The sequence below is a fragment of the Vulcanisaeta sp. genome, assembly GCF_049966235.1.
Classification (GTDB): Archaea; Thermoproteota; Thermoprotei; order Thermoproteales; family Thermocladiaceae; genus Vulcanisaeta; species Vulcanisaeta moutnovskia.
Map to the genome: position 1 here is coordinate 1 of NZ_JBMFVA010000020.1, position 19,160 is coordinate 19,160.

A 19,160-nucleotide genomic window follows, 5' to 3' on the forward strand; every position below is an offset into this window, starting at 1 on the left:
GGTACAGGGGGAATTACGGTATCGTACTCCATATCAATGCCTGCTGGCGTTACCGAGTCAATAAGCACCTCTAATAGTCCGTCTGAGATAGTTCAATTTGATGGGAATAATGCGGAGGTGGCTAACCTGACCTGGACGTTTAATATAGTTCATACCGAGAGTAATGCGGCCTTCCCGAATGCCTTCGAGGATGATGCGCCAGGCCTAATCATAATACTGAATTTCAACCCATCGCAGCAGTACGCAGCGTCATTTAATGTTGATTTCGAGAACTACGCCGTCACGTCTTATTACGTATGTAGTTACTACACAACCGAGACCATCTGGGCTCAGACCGAGTGGGAGGTTATTGTGACCCCTCAATCGAGTACTACGGCCAGTATTTCGGGTCAATTGTACATATATGGCTCGCCATATGCGTCATCCCCACCTTATTCGTACGTAACGGGGGTGGTGTCGGGAGAGTACTATACACCGTGTGGATGATTTAGTAATTTCAGATTATGAGACCCTTACTTAGAAGGGATCACTAGTTTTCTTCGTTTTTTGTTTCAGTTATGATTGCTTTAGTGGGCTTGTGTCCCTTTTCGCGTTGGTGGGATTCTTTTTGTGGTTGTTTATGCCCGCAGATGGTTTTACAAGCTCTTTTATGAACGATGTTGGTTAATTGGGTTGAACCCAATGAGCAAGGCGAGGGAGGCCGTGGATGAACCATCCTTCACCGAGGGTGGTTGAACGTTAAACTACCGCAGACAGGGAGTTGGGGACCAAAAAGCCACAACGAACCCGAGAGCGGCAATCAACAACCACCTCGGCAGAGCGGTGCTTCCTAATGTGTTTTAATTCGTTGTTTTATGCTGGTGAGGTGGTTTGGTGCGTGTTTGGGTTCGTTCCTTTGTCTGTGAGTTAGCTTTGATTTGGTTGGGTTGGGTTTTTATTTATGTAGGTATAAATAGTATATTTATTTATATTTATTTATTTATGTGATTATTACTTTTCGTGCAAAACGCTTATTAGGGATCGATCTACGTCTTTCCTGAGCTTGCATGGTGGGCAAAACCGTGTTGGTTGGGGTGTCAGTGGTTATAGTTCTGGCGGTTGTATCGTACGTGTTACTTGGAGTTGGTGTGTTACATAAAGGGGCCAATAAATCTGCAGTGGCGAATATAACCGCTACCATTAGGGCGGGTGGTTCTACGTGGATTAATCCCCAGATGCAGGTTTGGATCAGGAACTTCACGTCGATGTATCCAGGGATTTCGATAACTTACGATAGTGTAGGTAGCGGTACTGGTGTGACTAGGTTCCTTCAGGGCGTGTATGATATCGCTGCCTCAGATGTGCCGATGCCGACACAGTTGTATATGAATGCAACCAGTAAGTACGGTAAGATGATAACTATACCGGATTCAATAGGTGCGGTTGCCTTTATATACAATATACCTGGATTTACGGGAACGCTGAATTTAACAGCCGATGTGATAGCTGGGATTTACTTAGGGAAGATAAGGTATTGGGACGACCCGGCGATAACCTCCCTGAACAAGGGCTTTAAGTTCCCGCACGAACCCATAATAGCCGTGCATAGGAGTGATGGTAGTGGGACGACGTTCACACTAACCCTATGGCTCTATAAATCGTCTGAGGAGTGGAAGAACAGTGGGGTTAAGTATGGCTATGTGGTTAATTGGCCTGTTGATCAGTTAGGTACTGGGCTTGGGGGTAAGGGTAGTGAGGGTGTTACGGCTTATGTTAAGCAGAACCAGTGGTCAATAGGTTATGTTGAGTTGAGCTACGCGATCGTGAATAACCTAAGTGTCGCTGCTGTGCAGAACCCCGTAACGGGGGAGTTCGTTAAGCCAAGCTATTCAACCACACTCAATGCATTAAGCGCTGTCGATCTATCAAGTGTGCCCTCAGTCACTGATAATTGGTACCCATATGCCGGAATCTTTATGAATATAAACGCGCACAATGCATACCCCATAGTTGGCGGTACTTATCTACACTTCCCTGCCGAGTATACGGACTGCAATAAGGCCATTGCGATATACCTATTCATAAAGTACATACTGACTAATGGCCAGAAGGGGTTGATTGAAGGGTATGTACCTCTTCCAAGTAGCTTGGCCCAGAGGCTTGCGAACGAGGTTGGAAATAGCATGATATGTAATGGCAAGCCTGTATCGAGCATGGTTAAGTGATGCGATATGTTGATTAGTGTAGTTAAAAAACAATCAATTTCTTCTTACCACTCATTAATCCTATCCCTAGGCGTCGTAGTCATTGTGGGACTTATAGGGTCTCTATTGGCTGCATTGATTTATTACTCGCTGCCAGCCCTGATGAGTAGGGGATTATCCATCTATGTCGTCAACGATTGGAACCCTAATACAGGGAATTATGGAGCCTTTGCGGCAGTATACGGCACCGTGATCGTCGCCTCAATATCAATAATAATCGTGATGCCCCTAGCCCTGGGTTCAGCCATATTCATTAATGAATTTGCCCCTGAGTGGCTTAGGAGATACCTGGTGGCTATTAATGATGTTATGGCTGGATTCCCAACAGTAATTTATGGGTTCTGGGGGCTCTACGTGCTTGGTCCCGTACTGAATTCGACAATATTCGCCTGGCTTAACCATTACTTGGGCTTCATACCTCTGTTCTCCACTAAACCGGTTGGCGGTTCTTACCTGTTGGCGTCTATCGTGATCTCAATAATGGTGATGCCTTTTGCCTCATCCTTGATAAGGGAGGTCTATGCCCAGGTGCCAAGGGGTTTAATCGAGGGTATATATGCATTGGGGTTGACTAAGTGGGATGCGATTAGGATAAAGCTATCCTACATAGCTAAGTCGATCATTGGCGCATTGACCTTAGCCTTGGGTAGGGGTATGGGGGAGACCGTGGCCGTTGCGTTGACCGTGGGTGGAGTTTTAAGGGTGTCTCCGAGTTTACTGTCTCCTGGAATCACAATACCATCGTTCATAGCCAATCAATTCGGTAGTGCATTCACTCAAATGGAGCAGTCGGCCATGTTCTCCCTGGCATTACTGCTCCTGGCGATAGGTCTTTTCTTCATAATCGCATCTAAGTTAGTACTATTGAGGGGTGACACTAGATGAGAACCCGTGAAGTCTTCATCTTATCCCTAACCCTAGTCGCAACAATATTGGTTTTTGCACCATTCATCTGGTTGCTTGGTGCAGTGTTTTACAATGGAGCCCTAGTCCTGTCAAAGGTAGGTATAGGATTTCTATTTAGGTTGCCTCCATTACCTGCGACAAATGACATCGGGGGCATTGGTACGGTGCTTGAGGGTAGCTTGTTAATCGTTAGCATGGCTATGCTGATTGCAGCCCCTATATCCATATTATCGGCGCTCTACATAGCGCTTTATGAAGACACGCCATTGGCGAGGTTGGGTAGTACACTTCTCAGCGTAATGGTTGAGTTCCCCACGATAATAGTTGGGATTTCCACGTTCCTAGTCTTTGGATTGATGATGGGCTTAAGTCTAAGTGCGTTAACGGCATCCATTGCGTTATCCGTGATAATGATACCGTACACCACAATACAAGCTATCGAAGCAATGAGGGTCCCTAAAAATACTGTCCTAGAGGCTGCCGTTGCATTGGGGTTGAGGGATTTTCATATTGCCAGGATAATGCTTACCGAGGGCAAGGAGGGTGTTATTACTGGTGTCCTGGTGGGTATGGGTAAGATATTCGGTGAAACCGCTGCGCTCCTGTTCACGACAACAACGGCATTTAACCTATATGCCAGCAGCCCACTATCTCCAGTTTCGGCAATACCAGTGCTTATATTCAACTATGCCTTTAGCCCCTACGATAACTGGCACAATACGGCCTGGGGCGCCTCGCTCATACTATCAATGATAGTATTGGGCATATATCTCTTGATCAGGTTATCCCTTAGGAGGGGTGATTGATATGGAGGATCCAAGACCCATTATAGAGATACAAAGGCTTAATGTGTGGATAGGCAACATGCACATACTTAAGGACATTAACGGACTCAGCATACCTAGGAATTGCGTCTTTGCAATAATGGGTCCTTCAGGTTCGGGTAAGTCAACGCTGCTTAAGACCATAAATAGGATAATTGAGCTGTACAAAGGCGTTAGAGTTGAGGGAAAGGTTACCTTAGATGGTGAGGACATATTCTCGATGGACCCTGTCGTTTTAAGGAGGAGGGTTGGGATGGTTTTCCAACAACCAAACCCATTTCCGCATATGAGTATTTACGATAACATAGCATATCCGCTTAGGGCTAACGGCATTATTAGGGATAGGACTAAGCTTAACGAGAATGTTAGGTACGTGTTAGAAAGGGTTCATTTATGGGATGAGGTTAAGGATAGGTTGAAAATGCCGGCTGGTAAATTATCTGGCGGTCAACAACAGAGGTTGGTAATTGCTAGGGCACTGGCGTTGAGACCTGAGGTCCTTTTGATGGATGAGCCGACGTCAATGATAGACGTGGTCAACGCGAAGAGGATAGAGGAATTGATCCTGGAGCTGAGCAGGAACATAACCATAATCGTCGTAACCCACAACTCGCAACAAGCAGCGAGAATCTCAAACTATGTTGCATTTCTATATAATGGCAAATTGATAGAGTGGGGACCCACAGAGAAAATATTTTCATCACCGCTTAACAAGCTTACTGAAATGTACGTGGTAGGAAAGGTATGATGACGTTCCAGACAAGCAAAGGCGAGACTGGCGTAAATCGCCCACGAACCATCTGTACTCTGCACAACTAAGCTAGGGATTTTTCTCTATTGTTCAATTCTTTGCACAAATGTGTTCATAGGTAACGTCCTTGATGCGGTTATACGCATTGATCTACGTCCTTTCCATGGCTTTTTAGGGCTTGTTTGAGTGCTCCGTAGTCTTCGGGTTTTAGGTAGGGCATTTCGTACTCCATGCCTTGGTACTTGATGAAGATGTTATAGACGTAGGGTCTAAAGCCACGGCCTATTATGGCTTTATAGCATATGGTTACTTCATCTAGGCTCGTTGCGTGCCGTTGACTGTATTTATCACTATTGAGCCGTTCCTAACCTCGATGCTCTTTATCCCGGCCGCTGTTGACTTTATTGAGTTTATTCTCGATGCGCCATGGACTATCAATACTATGCCTAGGACTAGGGCTATTGAAAATGTTATTACCGTGGGCCTATACGGCCACAGTAGTATTCCAGCAATATCTAGTATTACCAGGATTAAACCAGCAATTATTGCGTTGCGATGGCCTCTGTACGCCCATTTAACATCCTCGCTCGTCCAAACCCACTCGCTCATTACCCTTTACCACCAAGGTAATCATGGAAATAGCTTTTAGGTTTAATTCTAAATTAGTTATTGGGTTTAGGTTACGTGCCGCACTGGATCACCGGAATATACTGTGATAGATAGTAGCCGCTCTCGTTTATTATCATGCCTGTCGGGTAGGTTGTCTGCGAGCCTGTGGTGCTTGTTACCTGCGGGCTTCCTATGAACGTTACGTAGAATTATGGTGTTGAGGATAAGTAGTTTATATACACGTTTGCGCTGAGTGCGAAGTTGTTTTGGTTGTACAATGATGTGGGTAGGAATGCTCCAACTATTGTTAATGCATCACTAATGCCCTTAACTACGTTATTGGCGATCGTGGATGAGCCGCCCCAATAACCACCAGCCAGTGGTGGCCCGAACATGAAGGCCCAGCCTATTGGGTTAGGGTTGTAGGTGCTCGTTATGCTTGATAACGTATACTCAATATAATTTGCGCCAATGCCTGGTTGTGGCGCATTTGAACATGGACTTGAACCACCAACGCCTTCATTATACTGATAGGCGTCCAGTAGGTTTATAAGAAGTTGTCCGTAATTCTCATACATGTAAAGAATTCCGTCAAATACGCCGGTCATCGAGCCATTACCGATGTCTAAGTAGGGATAGACGTACAGAAATGGGCCATTAAAGTCTGTGTTAAGAGGTGCGAGGGTCTCGGTGCCATTAGCCCAGTAATTTGCCGGTGCATCTGAGAGGTATAGTTGCCATGATACGTAAGCCACATATGCAGGCAGGCCGACGTAAAAGAAGCCATCGCTAGGTACGGTGTATGTAATACGTTTATGCCATTTAAAGTAGAGGTCTCTTCATCAAGTGTTCCATAATTAATAGTCACTCCAACAATATTATTAGGCATCTCTATCGTATATGTATTACTGAATTCGTATGTTGGGCCTACTAATATTAGTTCATCTCCGCTTCCGCCAGTCTCGTTGAGCACGCCAAAAAGACCAGAACCGCTTTGTGCGGTTCCTTCAATGTTATCAATATCGATTGAACTTATACTCTGTAATGCGTTGGCACTCCATTCAACGAATACGAGAGGTACACCACCCTCAAATTCACTACATCGCTGAAGTACCCAATAAGAACCGTGCAAAGATTGGTGGGGGTGCGACGTAGAAGCTTGATGAGCAGTTACCTACGTATGTGAATCCATAAGGGTCATTGTTTCCGTTTGCCTGGTTTATTTGAGTGGTTTGGATATTGGTTTGATTATTACTTTTGATTGGTGTTACATATACTGGCTTCACCTTATCGAACTCGGCGCTTATGGATATTCTAATGGGCGTCTTTTTGATGATCCAGTTTGGTGAATATGGTATTGCCATTATTACTGTCCAGGTCTCGTTGTTGTTTTCGTAAGTTATGAATGTCATTAATGATGGCATTCCTGCATTACTTTCGCATTCGCTTATCCATGTTTCTGCGACTTTGGTCATCAGTGGGTTTGTTAGGTTTATGCTCACTGTGCCGGTGCCGTAGTAGTAGCCTACGGTGTAGATCTTTGTTGGTGTTATTGCGAATAGGCTTACGGAGAATGGTACTGGGGTTCCGTCTATGTAGCCGTTGATTATTATCGTGGGTGTTGCAGTGCTGGTTGTGCTGTAGTAGTTTATTTGGTAGGCTTGGCCGTTGATTGTCATGAACGGTTTTGGTCGTGTTGGTGTTTGGGCTAGGATTGTTAGGGCTATTGAGGCTATACCTAGGGTGAGTATGATGATTAACATTAGGTGCCTTGTGTTGGTGGGTTTCACAGTACTCATCGTAGTTAAGTCTTGTTGGCGGTATTTTTTACCTCGGGTGTTCAGTTAGGGTGGTTCCTGCCTTGTTATTATGTATTTTGCGTTTCCCTCTCTTTCTATTTTTAGTTTTAATTCCTGGGCTATTGCCGGTAGGTAGAGTACCAGGGTTCTTATGCATTGCTGTGATGCCCTTATTCCATACCTTGTTTGGTGCCATGCATGGAAACACGCCATTGTTATCTTGTATTCATCATCCCTCGTTATGTTCCTCCTGCAGTTCTTAATTACGTAGTTCACTATGAATTCCCTAATATCGCTTATCCCACATCTGTGTTTCTGTTCCTGCCTTTGCACCAGTTTTTGCTTCACATAATTATTTTATCCACTTGATTTATAAATTACTTTCAGTGTTTGGGTTGAAATATTTTGTAAAATTGAAATCACTCGCGAGGCGGCTCCCTCAGGAGCAGCACCTCAACGTAATCGCCCTCCCTAATTATTTGCCCCCTTCTCGTGAACACTAGCCCATTTATCATTAGAAGCGTGTGCGTCAGTGAACTACCTTGTCTCGGTATGTTCCCAATAAGGTACTCATTACCAACCCTCCTAACCCTAACCCTGTACTGCCTTGCAATCTCCTCATCACCTAGCGAGCCCTTAGCCAGTTTAGCGGTAACCCTGGGTTCCGGCATACCTATCTTGACGCCAGCCATTCGCTTAATAACATCATTAACAACTACCGTGAGTGCATTTAACGTTGATATTGGGTGGCCGGAGAGGTTTATGATGACCTTATTATTACTCAGTACGGCTAGGCCTGTGGGTTTACCTGGCCTCATTCTTAGGCCCCTAATGTATGCCCTGGGCTTTAGGGATTGTGTGACCTCGTACACGTAATCTATACCACTCGGCCCCGTACCCCCCGTGGTTATTACTATGTCTGCCTGGTCGAGACCGTGAAGTATGGCACTTCGTATTGCGTCTGGATTGTCGGGTACTATTGTTTTGCCGATAACCTCGGCGTAGGGAACGTACATGTTGACATAATCTTTGATCATTGATGCCGTGCTTTCTATAACCTTTCCATTGACTATTGCATTAATAACATCGCCTGGTTCCCTTGCCTCTACGAGTTCGGAACCTGTGGCGATCACGTAAATCCTAACCTTCCTCCTAACCCAAACCTCGCCGATGCCAAGTTCCAGCAGTGCTGGTATGTCCCAGGGCATTATAACCGTGCCTTCCCTGAGTGCCACCTCGCCTTTCCTGGCGAAACTACCTGCTGGGTCTACGTTTTCCCAGGGCTTAACCGCCTTATTAATAATGACCTCATTATTGCCAACAACATCAACAAACTCCTCAGGGACAACAGCGTCGGTGCCATCTGGTAAGTAGGCGCCGGTGGTTACGTAGGTCGTCTCCATGGGGCCTACCTTAATACTTGGGACCTCACCAATACTTACTGAACCAACAAACCTTAACTTAGTGGGTACCTTGGTAATGTCTTGACTTCTAACGGCGTAGCCGTCATAAGCCGCCTTAGGGCGTGGTGGTATGTCTATGGGTACAATTATGTCCCTCGAAAGTACTCTACCCATTGAGTCCCACACGGGTACTGGCTCCTCATTAACAGTACTTAATGTATTTACTGCATTGGTTAATTCCTCAAGTTCGTGTGGTATCACGAACTTATATTCATGAGGCTTCACGTGGCTTAAAGGGCAATGCGCTATTTAAAACTCTAGCAGCATTAATAATTGGTGTGGGTGAACAATTAAATACTGAGGTACTGGAGGGTGTGTATCAACTGATTAATTATGATGATGAGAGAGAGGAGACCTTGATTCAGGACTTTAGTTTGAGGTATGGCGATAGGTATATGGATGTGCTTAATAGAGTTAGAGAGTTCATATCATCAATTGGGGAGGATGTGGGTAATAGGATTAAGAGATTTTATGAGACATTGGCCGACCACTCAATGAGCAAGGTTAGGGGTTTCGGTAATGCGGCTTACGCTTTGGTTAAGTACATGGGGCTTGGTGGTGATGAGAACGTTCTTAAGGTTCAATTCACCCTCATGGGTTTTAACGAGGATATTATTACTGAGCTAATAAGGGCTGGGGTTTTAATGCATAGGAGGAGGGGTGTATTGTTCGTACCTGAATACCTAATACCCAGACTCCTTGAGATGAGTGGGGATATTCCAATACCCAACATTAGGGAATCACTGGGTGACTTAGATACCCTTGAGCTGGTTGCCGTGGAATCCGCGGCCTTTGGCTCAAAACCCATTAGTTGGTTGTTTAGGGCTATTTATGGAATTGATTTTAAGGAGTTAGTGCTTAAAACGAGAATTGGCAATATACTTGATGGCTCCATTGGTGAACCCATACTTAACCCAGTCATTGATTTGAGGGAACTTAGGACCGTGATTCATGAAATGAAGGACTCCAGCGCTAGGTCTATGAGGAGGATCATCAGCCCTCATGGTCAGTACACCTATAGCAGGATTGCAAGGTGCGGCATTGTATATACAGTGTTTGGTGAGGGTGGTAGGGAATTGATAATGCTTTATCCATGGATTTTACCAAGTAGGAGGATTCTGGATTACCACTCACGGGAGGATAGGGTCATCATAATAATGCATAGGCCTGGTGAGGAGTTTACGGATATAATGAACAAGCATGTTAGTGATTTACCACCTCACACAGGATTTGTATTCATAAGCGGTAATGAGACAATGGTCTATAAACCTCAATCCCTGGATAGGGCCTTTGACTCATTCCTCGATTTCCTATATAGGTCGAACCTAAGAGTTATTTATCTTAACTAACCTTTTATGAGACCAATAACGAGGCCTATTATGAAAGCCAGTGATGAGTATGGGATGGCCCCTACGAACTGCTGTGTCTTTGCGTAGGCAGCACTCATTGCGTAGCCTGCATAGTGAAGTATTGAGACTAGGGTTGATGGACTTAGGTAACCTAGGGCTATTGCGAGTATTACTATGGCCAGTAGTACTAGGGCAACACCGATTAACTTCCTTATTAATATACCCACTAATAGGCCTAGTACGAAGAGCCCTATTATACTAACAATCTGTGTTAGCGTTAAGCCAAATACTTCCATAGTGAGAATTTATTAGCGAAAATGGTATAAAAAAGTTAACTCTTATTGCTGAGTATTTCCTTAATGGCGCCGGACAATAATTCAGATACTTCACGACCTTCCTCCTCAGTTAGGTAGTGCCTACCAACGATGTGACCAGTCATTGGTATTACATGGAAGTGCATGTGGAAGACAACCTGACCAGCTTCAGCACCATTGTTCTGAATAATCCTCACGCCAGGCACATTCAAAGCCTTGATTACTGCCATGGCCACTGTCTTCGTAACCGTGATTACACGGCACAATTCATCACTCGGTATCTCCGTTATATCCCTATAATGCCTCTTTGGCATGACGAGTGTGTGACCCCTACTTATTGGGTACTTATCGAGTATTGCGATTACATGGTCATCTTCATAAACCACATAGGCAGGTTCCTCACTCCTAACTATCCTACAGAACACGCAATCCATATGATAAATGCCCATAATAACCATCACTTTTAAGACTTAACATATGGCGCCATACGACGAAACTGACAGCAAGTAGAAACTCACTGCAAATATTGCAAGCACCACTACAAAGACTATCAGTAATAAGTCACTGACACTACCCCTACTCAGGTAACTCATTAATAAGTACACTCCAGAAATTGATAATATTAGGGCTAGGATCTCCATTAATGTGAAGGGGCCTGAACATGTCGAGAGAACGCCAGGTGTATAGACTGCATACCAAAAACCCATTATGAATAATACAAGTATTAATGCTGCTATTATACCAAGGATCGTAAGCCACTTACTTGGTGTTACTGAGCTCATCAAGGTACGTACCTGGAACAACCCCCTTTTAAAGATTATACACTAACGTAAGTAATATGCTTTAAATACTTGGATTATCATCAAAGCCTAATGAATGATAATGATGTGAGTATTCATGGTAAGGTGCTATACTCCGGGATTGAGAAATGCCCTGTGTGCGGTAGGGATACACTCCACGTAATTGAGATACTATATAGTGACCCAGCATTTGGTGATTTAATACTGTATAGTAATCAATGCGATTACTGTGGCTATAGGAGAGTTGATATTCAGTACCTTAATTCAAAGGGCCCTTCGAGGATTACCTACGATGTTAAAGATGATGTTGATGTGTATAAGACCTACATATTTAGGTCAAGGAGCGCGAGGATAAGTAGCCCCGAACTTGGTTTTGACATTGATCCAGGGCCTGATGCGGAGGCCATGATAACGACTATAGAAGGCCTATTGTTGAGGATGATCGATGTTGCTGAGAGGATGGAGGTTCTGAATGAGGGTGATGAGGAGAGTATACGCAGGCTGAGGGAGTTCAAGGATAAGGTGCAGAGAGCCCTCCAGGGTGGTTTTAGGTTTAGGATAATCATTGAGGACCCAAACGGTAATTCAATGATCAAACCACCACCAGGTCGTGACTCGAGTGTTCGCATTGAACCGCTTAACCCAATGACGTGATAACCCTTTGAGTTAAGTTTTTAATTTCCTAGCTATGCCAATAGTTGATGCCTAGGCGTAGACGTACATCGGGAATGTCACCATTCATTGCCGCTGGATTAGTCAAGTTTAATGAGGCTAAGGAAATCGAGAAAATTAAAATAAGCCCGCAGGCCGTGGTATTCCTTGGTATTGCAATTTCATTGCTAGTAATAATATTGAAGTTCCTAGTTCCTCTTTGAGTTCCTCCTTCTCGTAATTCCTCCTTCATGCACCGCTCTTATTATATCCTTAATTAACTCAGGCTTTTCCTCAATTATAGTCCCCGTAACCACCGCATCAGCACCCGCCAAAGCCAACTCACCAGCCTTCTCAGGATCCCTAATACCACCACCAACTATCAATGGCTTACTAACCAACTGCTTCACCCTGGAAACCATCCTTGGCCTCACGGGCTCACGGGCACCACTACCAGCCTCGAGGTAGATCATGTCAAACCCCATTAACTGTGCAGTATATGCGTAGGCCAGCGCAATGTCATCCCTGTCATAGGGTATTGGCCTGGCGTGACTCACATAACCAACTGCGCCACCATCACCGATAATGATGTAAGCCAGTGATATTGGTTCCAGGTTCCTGAACCTCTTCACAAGCAGTACCGAGGCCTGTATTTGGGCACCGACTATGAAGTATGGATCGGCGCTATTGAGTACGCTGAGGAAGAATACGGCATCGGCGTGCCTACTCAGGTTTGCCACGCTACCTGGGAATAGGATAACGGGTATCTTCAACGAATCCTTAACAGCCCCTAGATACTCATCTAACTGGCCCTCAGATATCCCCAGGGAACCACCAACCATTAATGCATCACTACCGTATTCCTGAACCATTAACGCCAATTCCCTAAACTCCCTAGCACTCACCTTGTCTGGGTCAAGTAATGTCATGTGTATTGTACCAAGCTCAGTAATACGACCTAATAGGTAATCCTTAATACCCATTAATAATGAGAAACCCTATTGAATTTTAAATATCACTCCTCGGTATATTCAGTACCCTCTGAATACTCGCCTTCTCCCTCTCCATAAAACTCCTCAGAACCAATCCCCCCACTGAGCTCCTCACTACTTTCATTAAATGACTCACTTGATTCCTGATCCTCATTAAGTAGTGGATTCGTCTTAGGCGCTAATTGTGATAATGATACCGTAACCTCCTTCTTAGGCTTTATCTGTCCCTGGTAATAAAGATCAACGAATTTATTGAAGTAATCCACAGGAAGTAAGCCAGGTATGTAATTGAACTCGGCCTCAAGACCACAATTACCACAGTTAACCAATACCTTCCCTTCCTTCTTATCGAGCTTTACATTAACCAATGGCGCACCACAATGTGGGCATGTGAATATCTTAGGCAGGGTCTTCTTAGGCCTAAGTAGTAATTTCTTACGACTTTTCCTTCTACGACCCATCGAAGCCACAACTAAGTCTTAATATAAATACCTTTTTCTTAATACTAATGAATTTCTAGCCAATGAATTCCTGCCACGAACAATCAGGGATTAAGTATATACCTAGGTTTAATCAGTCGGGTAAGTTATCGTCATCGATCTGCGTAACTCTGTATCATCACATGACCAGACCGTGTAACGCCCTATCTCCTCATAAAATATCGAAATAATACTTAAAAAACCTTATCGAGCAATTAATTGATGCATGGAACAATCATGAGTATTAATGATACAGTAATTGCTTATTCATTAATTGCAATTGCGGCGCTGATAATCTCATTAATATTGGCCTATGCTGCATTGAGGATTAGGGTTATAACAAGGGATGCGATCATACCGTCAATACTCGTAGGTTCAATGATACTCCTCGGTGGGCCATCCTCAATACTACCATTCATAGTGTTTCTAGGTAGCTCGAGCGTCCTTACTAAGGTTGGTGTTGAGAGGAAGGAGGAACTCGGTACTGCGGAGGATGTTAAGGGAAGGAATTGGAAGCAGGTATTGGCTGTGGGTTTAGTACCAAGTACCCTGGCATTATTGGCGGGTATAGCCTATTTTAATCATAGTATGGTGATGTACCAATTACTCTCCACAGCCGCTATTACGAGCATTGCCTACTCAAACGCAGATACATGGGCCTCAGAGTTGGGTGTTCTCAGTAATTCAAGGCCGAGGTTAATAATAAGGCCTTGGACCATAGTCGATCCAGGCGTGTCTGGTGGTGTTACGTTATTGGGTGAAGCAAGTTCGCTCCTCGGTTCATCCACAATAGCGCTGACGTACCTCGGCATTCAGTACCTACTCAAGTTCCTGGGCTATATTGATTCCGTAAACATTTGGTTTGTAATTATTGTTTTAATTCTTGGTTATTTGGGTGAGGTTCTTGACAGTATTTTGGGGGCTTTGTTTCAACCTAAGTATAAATGCCCAAGGTGTGGTATAATGACTGATAGGGAGGTTCATGTATGCGGTGAGAGGACTATAAGGGTAATGGGCAGTTATGACCTTGAGAATGAGGATGTAAACCTACTCGTATCAGCGATAATAGCTGCGGCATCCATAGTAGTACTGCTGTTATTGTTTGGTCCTCACGTTGTCATTACTGATTTATAAAGCAAGTAGGTAAGTAATAGGTCTTACGAGCAAACATAAGTACAGGCATATTTATTGCATATTTATGCCTGGATATACAGGGCTATTACGTATACGTAATTAACCATGAACCCTTTAAATCCAGCTGTCTACGTCTACTTAATGACCCAAATAACAAATATTTACGCGGACTTTAGGAAGATTGAGGAGCTGGTTGCGAGGGGTTTGTGGGTGGCCGTTAAGTACGCAAGGGGTACCTGCGTGAGCTTTACACCGAAGAAGATCCTTGAGTATGCGGAGTTTAATGACGCAATACCCGTGGTACTCACGCTGGTTAAGCATGTTCTTAAGCAACTTAGCGATGAGGGTTATTTACAGGTTGATAGTAGTAGGAGTGTTGTTAGGTACAAGCTATGCAAGGATTCAAAGCTTTGGGGCCTAATTAAGCAGAGTAGTGGTCCTGAGGATATCTTAAAATTCCTTGAGGAGGTTACTCAATAATTCAATTCCTCACTGAAATACACACTTATAATACCTTTGAATTACATAATTATCTCAATGTCAAGAGAGGATAATGACCAGGTAAGGAGAGAATTAAGGGGATTTGGAGAAACGAACTTGATAGGTATCATTAGGGGTATTATTAATTCCACTGAGGATAATGACTTGGAGTACCTAGAGATCGATGGAAGCACTTTAGCGGTTAAGATTGATGGCTTATCACTATCAACATCTAGAATGCCCTTCATGACCTACTTCGATATGGGTTGGAAGGTTATGGCATCCGTAGTCAGCGACTTTCTCGTAAAACTTAGTAAACCACTTTACGCAGTAGTCTCCATAACAATGAGGAATAACTCAACAATTGATGAGTTTAGAGAAATAGTGAAGGGCTTGGGTGATGGAGCTAATTACTTCGGTATGAAATACCTAGGTGGTGACCTAAATGAGGGATTAGATGATGTCATTGACGTTGCAGCCGTGGGCAAGCCATTGGTGGGTATTATAGGTAGAAATCCCAGGGTCGGCGATACATTAGTCACTAAGCCCCTCTTTGGTTATACAGGCCTAGTCTTCAAACTATATTATAACAACGAGTTAAATAGGTGGATTGACGCAAGGGCTGTTAAGGAGGGCATTGAAATACTAAGAAGACCTAAACCAGAGATGAGCATGCTAGATTATCTCAAGCAGTACAGGGACTGTATTTCAGCGAGTATGGACTCAAGTGATGGGCTTGGCAAGGTCCTATGGACAATGTCAATTGACGGTAAGGTAAGAATACGCATTAATGAATTACCAATTAGTGAGGATTTCCTCGATTCATTAAGTGGTATTCCAGGTGTTAATATTGAGGAGGTAGTGTTTAATGGGGGTGAGGAGTTCCTACCAATCTTCTCAATAAGGAGAGAATGCGTACCTGAGTTTGAAAGGCTTGGTTTTAAGTCATTCGCAACGGTCGAGGAGGGTAGTGGCGTATATTTTAAGGATTCGATACTTAGGTACAGAGGTTGGGATTACTTCATTGGTTGGGCAAGTACCTAGGCCTCTAAAGCCCTTATTTCACCCTTCACGAATATCTCACGTGTTAGTGAGACTATAACTATTATCGCCATTACATAGAGGGCTGTGGTTATGATGAACATTAATTGATACGAGAACTTAGCGGGTAGTGTTATCCATAGTAATGGCTTTAATGAAACGAGTACTGATGCTTGGTACATACTCATTAATGAACCAGCAACGGCAGGTCCCCAAGCACCACCTATGTTCCTAAAGACTGAGTTCAAGCCCGTGGCTAGGCCCATATTCCTCCTACCCACTGAGAACACGAGTATGTTTATCACGGCTACATTAACCATACTAATGCCAGCAGATAGTACTGACATTGATCCTATCACGTATGATAAGCCGTAGAACGAGGTATAAGTCAGCATTAAAAGGCCTATTATTGCTATTGAGGAACCAATGATGGCTAGTTTCTTGGCGCCAATGTTTGTAATGATCCTACCAGCTATTGGCGCAATAATCATTTGAACCACAGCCATTGGTATCATCATAATACCCGCATCCAGTATTGACAGGTCATAACCAAGTGGCTCAGGTGACTCAAGTAGGTAGGTTAGGGCTTGAGCCATTAGGAATAGGGCAAATCCTGCCAGGGCAACACCAATGTTAGCCGCCATGACATTCCTATTACCCAGTAGGTTTATTGGTACGAGTGGGTGATTAACAGTTGTTTCGTATAGTATGAATACCCCAAAGCCAAGCACGAAGAGCATTAGGAGGGACATAATTGTGGGGTCTGTCCAACCGTAAGTGGGTGCGTCAGTGACGGCTATCAAGCCACTGGCTAGGGATGTAGATAGTAGGAACAGACCAACCCAGTCAATTGGTTGTGGATTCCTTACCCTACTCTCCCTAATGTATAGGTATACCATTAGGTCCTCTATTATTATGAATGGATAGACTGTGTGATAGGTGGCTTGCCAACCAAGGGTTTGAGATACATAAGCACCAAGTGGTAGTGATACCGCCATACCGACACCAAACATGGCACTTATCAATCCCTGGACCTGCGGTATCATGCGCGGCGGGAACTCCTCCCTAACTAGGGCGAAGGCTAGTGGCATCATGGCCATGCCAACACCCTGCAATGCCCTACCTACAAGGAGCATTCCGTAACTTGTCGAGAAACCCGTGATGAGGGCGCCAATTGTGTATGTTATCATCGTGATCATGAGCATCCTCTTCTTACCATACATATCACCCAGCTTACCCATTATTGCCGAGGATAGAGTACCCATCAGTATGTATATTGATAGTATCCAGGAGGCGTCAGCAGTGGATATATTCATATCCCTTTGAATCGTTGGTAATGACGGTACAAGCATCCCCTCTGTATACATAACAACGAGTGTTAGGGTAACTAGTATTGCGGTTGCACGCCACGCATAGGCAACGTCATACTCACCCTCTAAACTAACTCCACCTCCACGCACCTATCATCACCGCCACAAAGCACCTCATAATACACGAGCCTACCCTGGTAATTACCTGACCCCTGATTAGTATTATTTACTTGAAATCCACGGTTATTATTACCTAATCTACGCCTTCTTATGGCTGCAATTATGCCTATTATGACAACGATTATTATTAGTATGAGCACTACCCAGAGCAGCACATTTGGTGCTGGCTTCACAGTTACGTAGGTCGTCACGGACTCAGACAATGGGTATAAAGAACCCGTCTGATTCCATACAAATGTCAACACTAATGGATAATTACCTGGCCTAGCGTTTGAATCAACATCAACTAGGAATGTCACGTTTATTTCCTGACCAGGCTTTAAATCGCCAATGAATGCTTGCGACGCTGTTAATGCCGAGAGTGGGTTACTCGAGGATACATGTGGCTGTATCACCTGGCCTGTGGATATTGCCACCATTATGTTCTTAGCCTCAACAGGTCCTTCATTCATTATTGTTATTGTTATGGGGACCTTAGATGCGCCTGGTGATAGTGTTGGTGATGTTATTGTACTTAGCATCGCACCCAGGTTTGATAGACTTGGATTTGGTGGTTGTGGATAACTAATACTTACTATGGCTAGATTTGCCTTAGGCCTTACATTAAGTTGGTAGTACCTGGTTATTGATCCGCCATCGTAGGTTACCGTTATACTCATTGTGTAATTACCGGAGTTGCTCGGTAGGCTTATGGGTACCGTTAACTGGATTGGTTGACCAGGCGGTATAGCACCAAGTATTAATGGCATGCTTATTAATGGTGAGACCCCCGTACCGTTGATGAATAACTCGGCGTCATAGGCCATCCCAGACCCTATATTGACAATGCTTAGTATTAACTGAGCCATTGGGTAACCCTGAAACACCTCAGGCGGGTTCGTAGCCACTGACTGAACATACACAATGGGTTCCTGGGGCACTATCAATGTTGCATTGATTACGTCATCAACACCCGTGAAGTAATCAACCCTGAGCTCCAGCGTGTAATTACCCTGGGAGATGTAGCTGGGAACATATGCATAAAATGTTAATGGCACTGGTTGACCAGGTGGTAGGGCAGGTAGGTGCTGTGTAGTGTTTATTATGTTGATTTGTGGTGGTGTTGAGAGCAACGTAACCGTAACATTGTAAACTGGCGTGTTTCCGTAATTAGTGAGGTATATTGTTAATGGTACGTATGAATTCGGTAATGCCTGGACCACATTATCTGGCGTGCCTATCATTGCAGTAGCCTCAAATCCAGTATAACCAAGTATGGGTACTGAGACGTTTGTATTAACGCTCTCCGAGGTTTGGGAAGTTGATATTGAGGGTATTGAACCCATCACAGTGGGTATTTGTATAGTGACTGGCACCGTCTTAACACCCGTTATTATGGGCTCACCATTATAAAGTGTTGTCGTCACTAGGGTGGTCACGGGTATTGAGATTGTTTGGTAGGTAATTAACGGTTTGATACTTGTTGTTATATTAACCTCGGTGTAATTAACAGTAATGGGGACTTGGTAAATACCCATGGGCGTATTAGGATCAACCTGAACATAGACAATGCATGAACTATTACCCTCAGGTGGTACAACAGGTATTTGGCAGTAATTCGATGATGAATTTACGTAGTATATGGGTTTTATTAATGAGGAATTGATCGTTATGGTCATATTAAATAAGTACGCCTGCGTTGGATTAAACACAGTAAATACTAAGTATGAATCCTCACCAGGTGCCACGGGTTGATTCAACAACCAATGCGCCAGTATTATTATAGATAGTGATATCGGGTCCATCGAAACACACCAAACAAACAACCCCTTTAAAAAACATTCTCAGTTATCGAA

At 44.1% G+C, this 19,160-nt stretch carries 23 protein-coding genes and 1 pseudogene; 12 read left to right on the forward strand and 12 right to left on the reverse strand.

Features of this window, described 5'->3' with window-relative positions:
* The 6 genes and pseudogenes from ACP5L5_RS09665 to ACP5L5_RS09690 all read left to right on the forward strand — a co-directional run.
* Window positions 1–486: pseudogene (locus tag ACP5L5_RS09665) on the forward strand (hypothetical protein); the annotation flags it as partial.
* A 123-nt stretch (window positions 487–609) separates the two neighbouring features.
* Window positions 610–735: a hypothetical protein gene (locus ACP5L5_RS09670; RefSeq protein ID WP_428763397.1), complete on the forward strand. Its 126-nt coding sequence runs from the start codon at window positions 610–612 to the stop codon at window positions 733–735.
* Window positions 736–1,079: 344 nt separating this feature from the next.
* Window positions 1,080–2,204 carry a phosphate ABC transporter substrate-binding protein PstS gene (gene pstS, locus ACP5L5_RS09675; RefSeq protein ID WP_428763398.1) on the forward strand — a complete coding sequence of 375 codons (1,125 nt, stop codon included), beginning with the start codon at window positions 1,080–1,082 and terminating at the stop codon, window positions 2,202–2,204.
* Window positions 2,205–2,210: 6 nt separating this feature from the next.
* Window positions 2,211–3,128 carry a phosphate ABC transporter permease subunit PstC gene (gene pstC / locus ACP5L5_RS09680; protein WP_428763400.1) on the forward strand — a complete coding sequence of 306 codons (918 nt, stop codon included), beginning with the start codon at window positions 2,211–2,213 and terminating at the stop codon, window positions 3,126–3,128.
* Window positions 3,125–3,955 carry a PstA family ABC transporter permease gene (locus ACP5L5_RS09685; RefSeq protein WP_428763402.1) on the forward strand — a complete coding sequence of 277 codons (831 nt, stop codon included), beginning with the start codon at window positions 3,125–3,127 and terminating at the stop codon, window positions 3,953–3,955. Before pstC ends, ACP5L5_RS09685 begins: the two co-directional genes overlap by 4 nt.
* 1 nt (window position 3,956) lies before the next feature.
* On the forward strand, window positions 3,957–4,721 hold the full coding sequence (locus ACP5L5_RS09690; RefSeq protein ID WP_428763404.1) for a phosphate ABC transporter ATP-binding protein: 765 nt from the start codon (window positions 3,957–3,959) through the stop codon (window positions 4,719–4,721).
* A 318-nt stretch (window positions 4,722–5,039) separates the two neighbouring features.
* Here the strand turns inward: ACP5L5_RS09690 and ACP5L5_RS09695 are convergent, their stop codons facing one another.
* From ACP5L5_RS09695 to ACP5L5_RS09715, 5 genes are all read right to left on the reverse strand, one after another.
* A complete protein-coding gene (locus tag ACP5L5_RS09695) occupies window positions 5,040–5,333 on the reverse strand; it encodes a hypothetical protein (protein WP_428763406.1) in 294 nt (97 codons plus the stop codon).
* A 209-nt stretch (window positions 5,334–5,542) separates the two neighbouring features.
* Window positions 5,543–6,088 (reverse strand): hypothetical protein, encoded by a 546-nt coding sequence (locus ACP5L5_RS09700; RefSeq protein WP_428763408.1) that lies wholly within the window; start codon window positions 6,086–6,088, stop codon window positions 5,543–5,545.
* Between the two features lie 342 nt (window positions 6,089–6,430).
* A complete protein-coding gene (locus tag ACP5L5_RS09705; protein ID WP_428763410.1) occupies window positions 6,431–7,132 on the reverse strand; it encodes a hypothetical protein in 702 nt (233 codons plus the stop codon).
* Between the two features lie 45 nt (window positions 7,133–7,177).
* Window positions 7,178–7,480 carry a hypothetical protein gene (locus tag ACP5L5_RS09710; protein ID WP_428763411.1) on the reverse strand — a complete coding sequence of 101 codons (303 nt, stop codon included), beginning with the start codon at window positions 7,478–7,480 and terminating at the stop codon, window positions 7,178–7,180.
* A 71-nt stretch (window positions 7,481–7,551) separates the two neighbouring features.
* Window positions 7,552–8,820 (reverse strand): molybdopterin molybdotransferase MoeA, encoded by a 1,269-nt coding sequence (locus tag ACP5L5_RS09715; RefSeq protein ID WP_273304632.1) that lies wholly within the window; start codon window positions 8,818–8,820, stop codon window positions 7,552–7,554.
* A 53-nt stretch (window positions 8,821–8,873) separates the two neighbouring features.
* On the opposite strand from ACP5L5_RS09715, the gene ACP5L5_RS09720 reads away from it, so the two are divergent.
* A complete protein-coding gene (locus ACP5L5_RS09720; protein ID WP_428763413.1) occupies window positions 8,874–9,944 on the forward strand; it encodes a hypothetical protein in 1,071 nt (356 codons plus the stop codon).
* On the opposite strand, the gene ACP5L5_RS09725 is transcribed toward ACP5L5_RS09720, so the two are convergent.
* Genes ACP5L5_RS09725 through ACP5L5_RS09735 form a run of 3 tightly spaced genes read right to left on the reverse strand, consistent with a single transcriptional unit; the run spans window position 9,941 to window position 11,040 of the window.
* The gene (locus ACP5L5_RS09725; protein WP_428763414.1) at window positions 9,941–10,240 is read right to left on the reverse strand and encodes a hypothetical protein; all 300 of its coding nucleotides are present in this window, start codon (window positions 10,238–10,240) and stop codon (window positions 9,941–9,943) included. The two genes, ACP5L5_RS09720 and ACP5L5_RS09725, sit on opposite strands and share 4 nt — an antisense overlap.
* 35 nt (window positions 10,241–10,275) lie before the next feature.
* On the reverse strand, window positions 10,276–10,692 hold the full coding sequence (locus ACP5L5_RS09730) for an HIT family protein (RefSeq protein ID WP_048056971.1): 417 nt from the start codon (window positions 10,690–10,692) through the stop codon (window positions 10,276–10,278).
* A 36-nt stretch (window positions 10,693–10,728) separates the two neighbouring features.
* On the reverse strand, window positions 10,729–11,040 hold the full coding sequence (locus ACP5L5_RS09735; protein ID WP_013604985.1) for a hypothetical protein: 312 nt from the start codon (window positions 11,038–11,040) through the stop codon (window positions 10,729–10,731).
* Window positions 11,041–11,130: 90 nt separating this feature from the next.
* Here ACP5L5_RS09735 and ACP5L5_RS09740 point away from each other — a divergent pair, with 90 nt between their 5' ends.
* Window positions 11,131–11,712 carry a ZPR1 zinc finger domain-containing protein gene (locus ACP5L5_RS09740; protein ID WP_428763416.1) on the forward strand — a complete coding sequence of 194 codons (582 nt, stop codon included), beginning with the start codon at window positions 11,131–11,133 and terminating at the stop codon, window positions 11,710–11,712.
* A 47-nt stretch (window positions 11,713–11,759) separates the two neighbouring features.
* Window positions 11,760–11,933 carry a preprotein translocase subunit Sec61beta gene (locus tag ACP5L5_RS09745; RefSeq protein ID WP_048056970.1) on the forward strand — a complete coding sequence of 58 codons (174 nt, stop codon included), beginning with the start codon at window positions 11,760–11,762 and terminating at the stop codon, window positions 11,931–11,933.
* Here ACP5L5_RS09745 and ACP5L5_RS09750 read toward each other — a convergent pair.
* Both ACP5L5_RS09750 and ACP5L5_RS09755 read right to left on the reverse strand, forming a co-directional pair.
* Window positions 11,919–12,692: a geranylgeranylglyceryl/heptaprenylglyceryl phosphate synthase gene (locus tag ACP5L5_RS09750; RefSeq protein ID WP_013604982.1), complete on the reverse strand. Its 774-nt coding sequence runs from the start codon at window positions 12,690–12,692 to the stop codon at window positions 11,919–11,921. The two genes, ACP5L5_RS09745 and ACP5L5_RS09750, sit on opposite strands and share 15 nt — an antisense overlap.
* A 32-nt stretch (window positions 12,693–12,724) precedes the next feature.
* Window positions 12,725–13,162 carry a hypothetical protein gene (locus ACP5L5_RS09755; protein ID WP_428763418.1) on the reverse strand — a complete coding sequence of 146 codons (438 nt, stop codon included), beginning with the start codon at window positions 13,160–13,162 and terminating at the stop codon, window positions 12,725–12,727.
* A 240-nt stretch (window positions 13,163–13,402) separates the two neighbouring features.
* Here ACP5L5_RS09755 and ACP5L5_RS09760 point away from each other — a divergent pair, with 240 nt between their 5' ends.
* From ACP5L5_RS09760 to ACP5L5_RS09770, 3 genes are all read left to right on the forward strand, one after another.
* Complete coding sequence (locus ACP5L5_RS09760) at window positions 13,403–14,314, forward strand: DUF92 domain-containing protein (RefSeq protein WP_428763420.1); 912 nt, start codon at window positions 13,403–13,405, stop codon at window positions 14,312–14,314.
* Window positions 14,315–14,455: 141 nt separating this feature from the next.
* Window positions 14,456–14,794 carry a hypothetical protein gene (locus tag ACP5L5_RS09765; protein WP_013604979.1) on the forward strand — a complete coding sequence of 113 codons (339 nt, stop codon included), beginning with the start codon at window positions 14,456–14,458 and terminating at the stop codon, window positions 14,792–14,794.
* 57 nt (window positions 14,795–14,851) lie between these two features.
* Window positions 14,852–15,838: a thiamine-phosphate kinase gene (locus ACP5L5_RS09770; protein WP_428763422.1), complete on the forward strand. Its 987-nt coding sequence runs from the start codon at window positions 14,852–14,854 to the stop codon at window positions 15,836–15,838.
* Here ACP5L5_RS09770 and ACP5L5_RS09775 read toward each other — a convergent pair.
* Window positions 15,835–17,295, reverse strand: coding sequence for an MFS transporter (locus tag ACP5L5_RS09775; RefSeq protein ID WP_428763424.1), 1,461 nt, complete (start codon window positions 17,293–17,295; stop codon window positions 15,835–15,837). The two genes, ACP5L5_RS09770 and ACP5L5_RS09775, sit on opposite strands and share 4 nt — an antisense overlap.
* On the reverse strand, window positions 17,271–19,109 hold the full coding sequence (locus tag ACP5L5_RS09780; protein WP_428763425.1) for a COG1361 S-layer family protein: 1,839 nt from the start codon (window positions 19,107–19,109) through the stop codon (window positions 17,271–17,273). Before ACP5L5_RS09780 ends, ACP5L5_RS09775 begins: the two co-directional genes overlap by 25 nt.
* Window positions 19,110–19,160 lie beyond the last annotated feature (51 nt).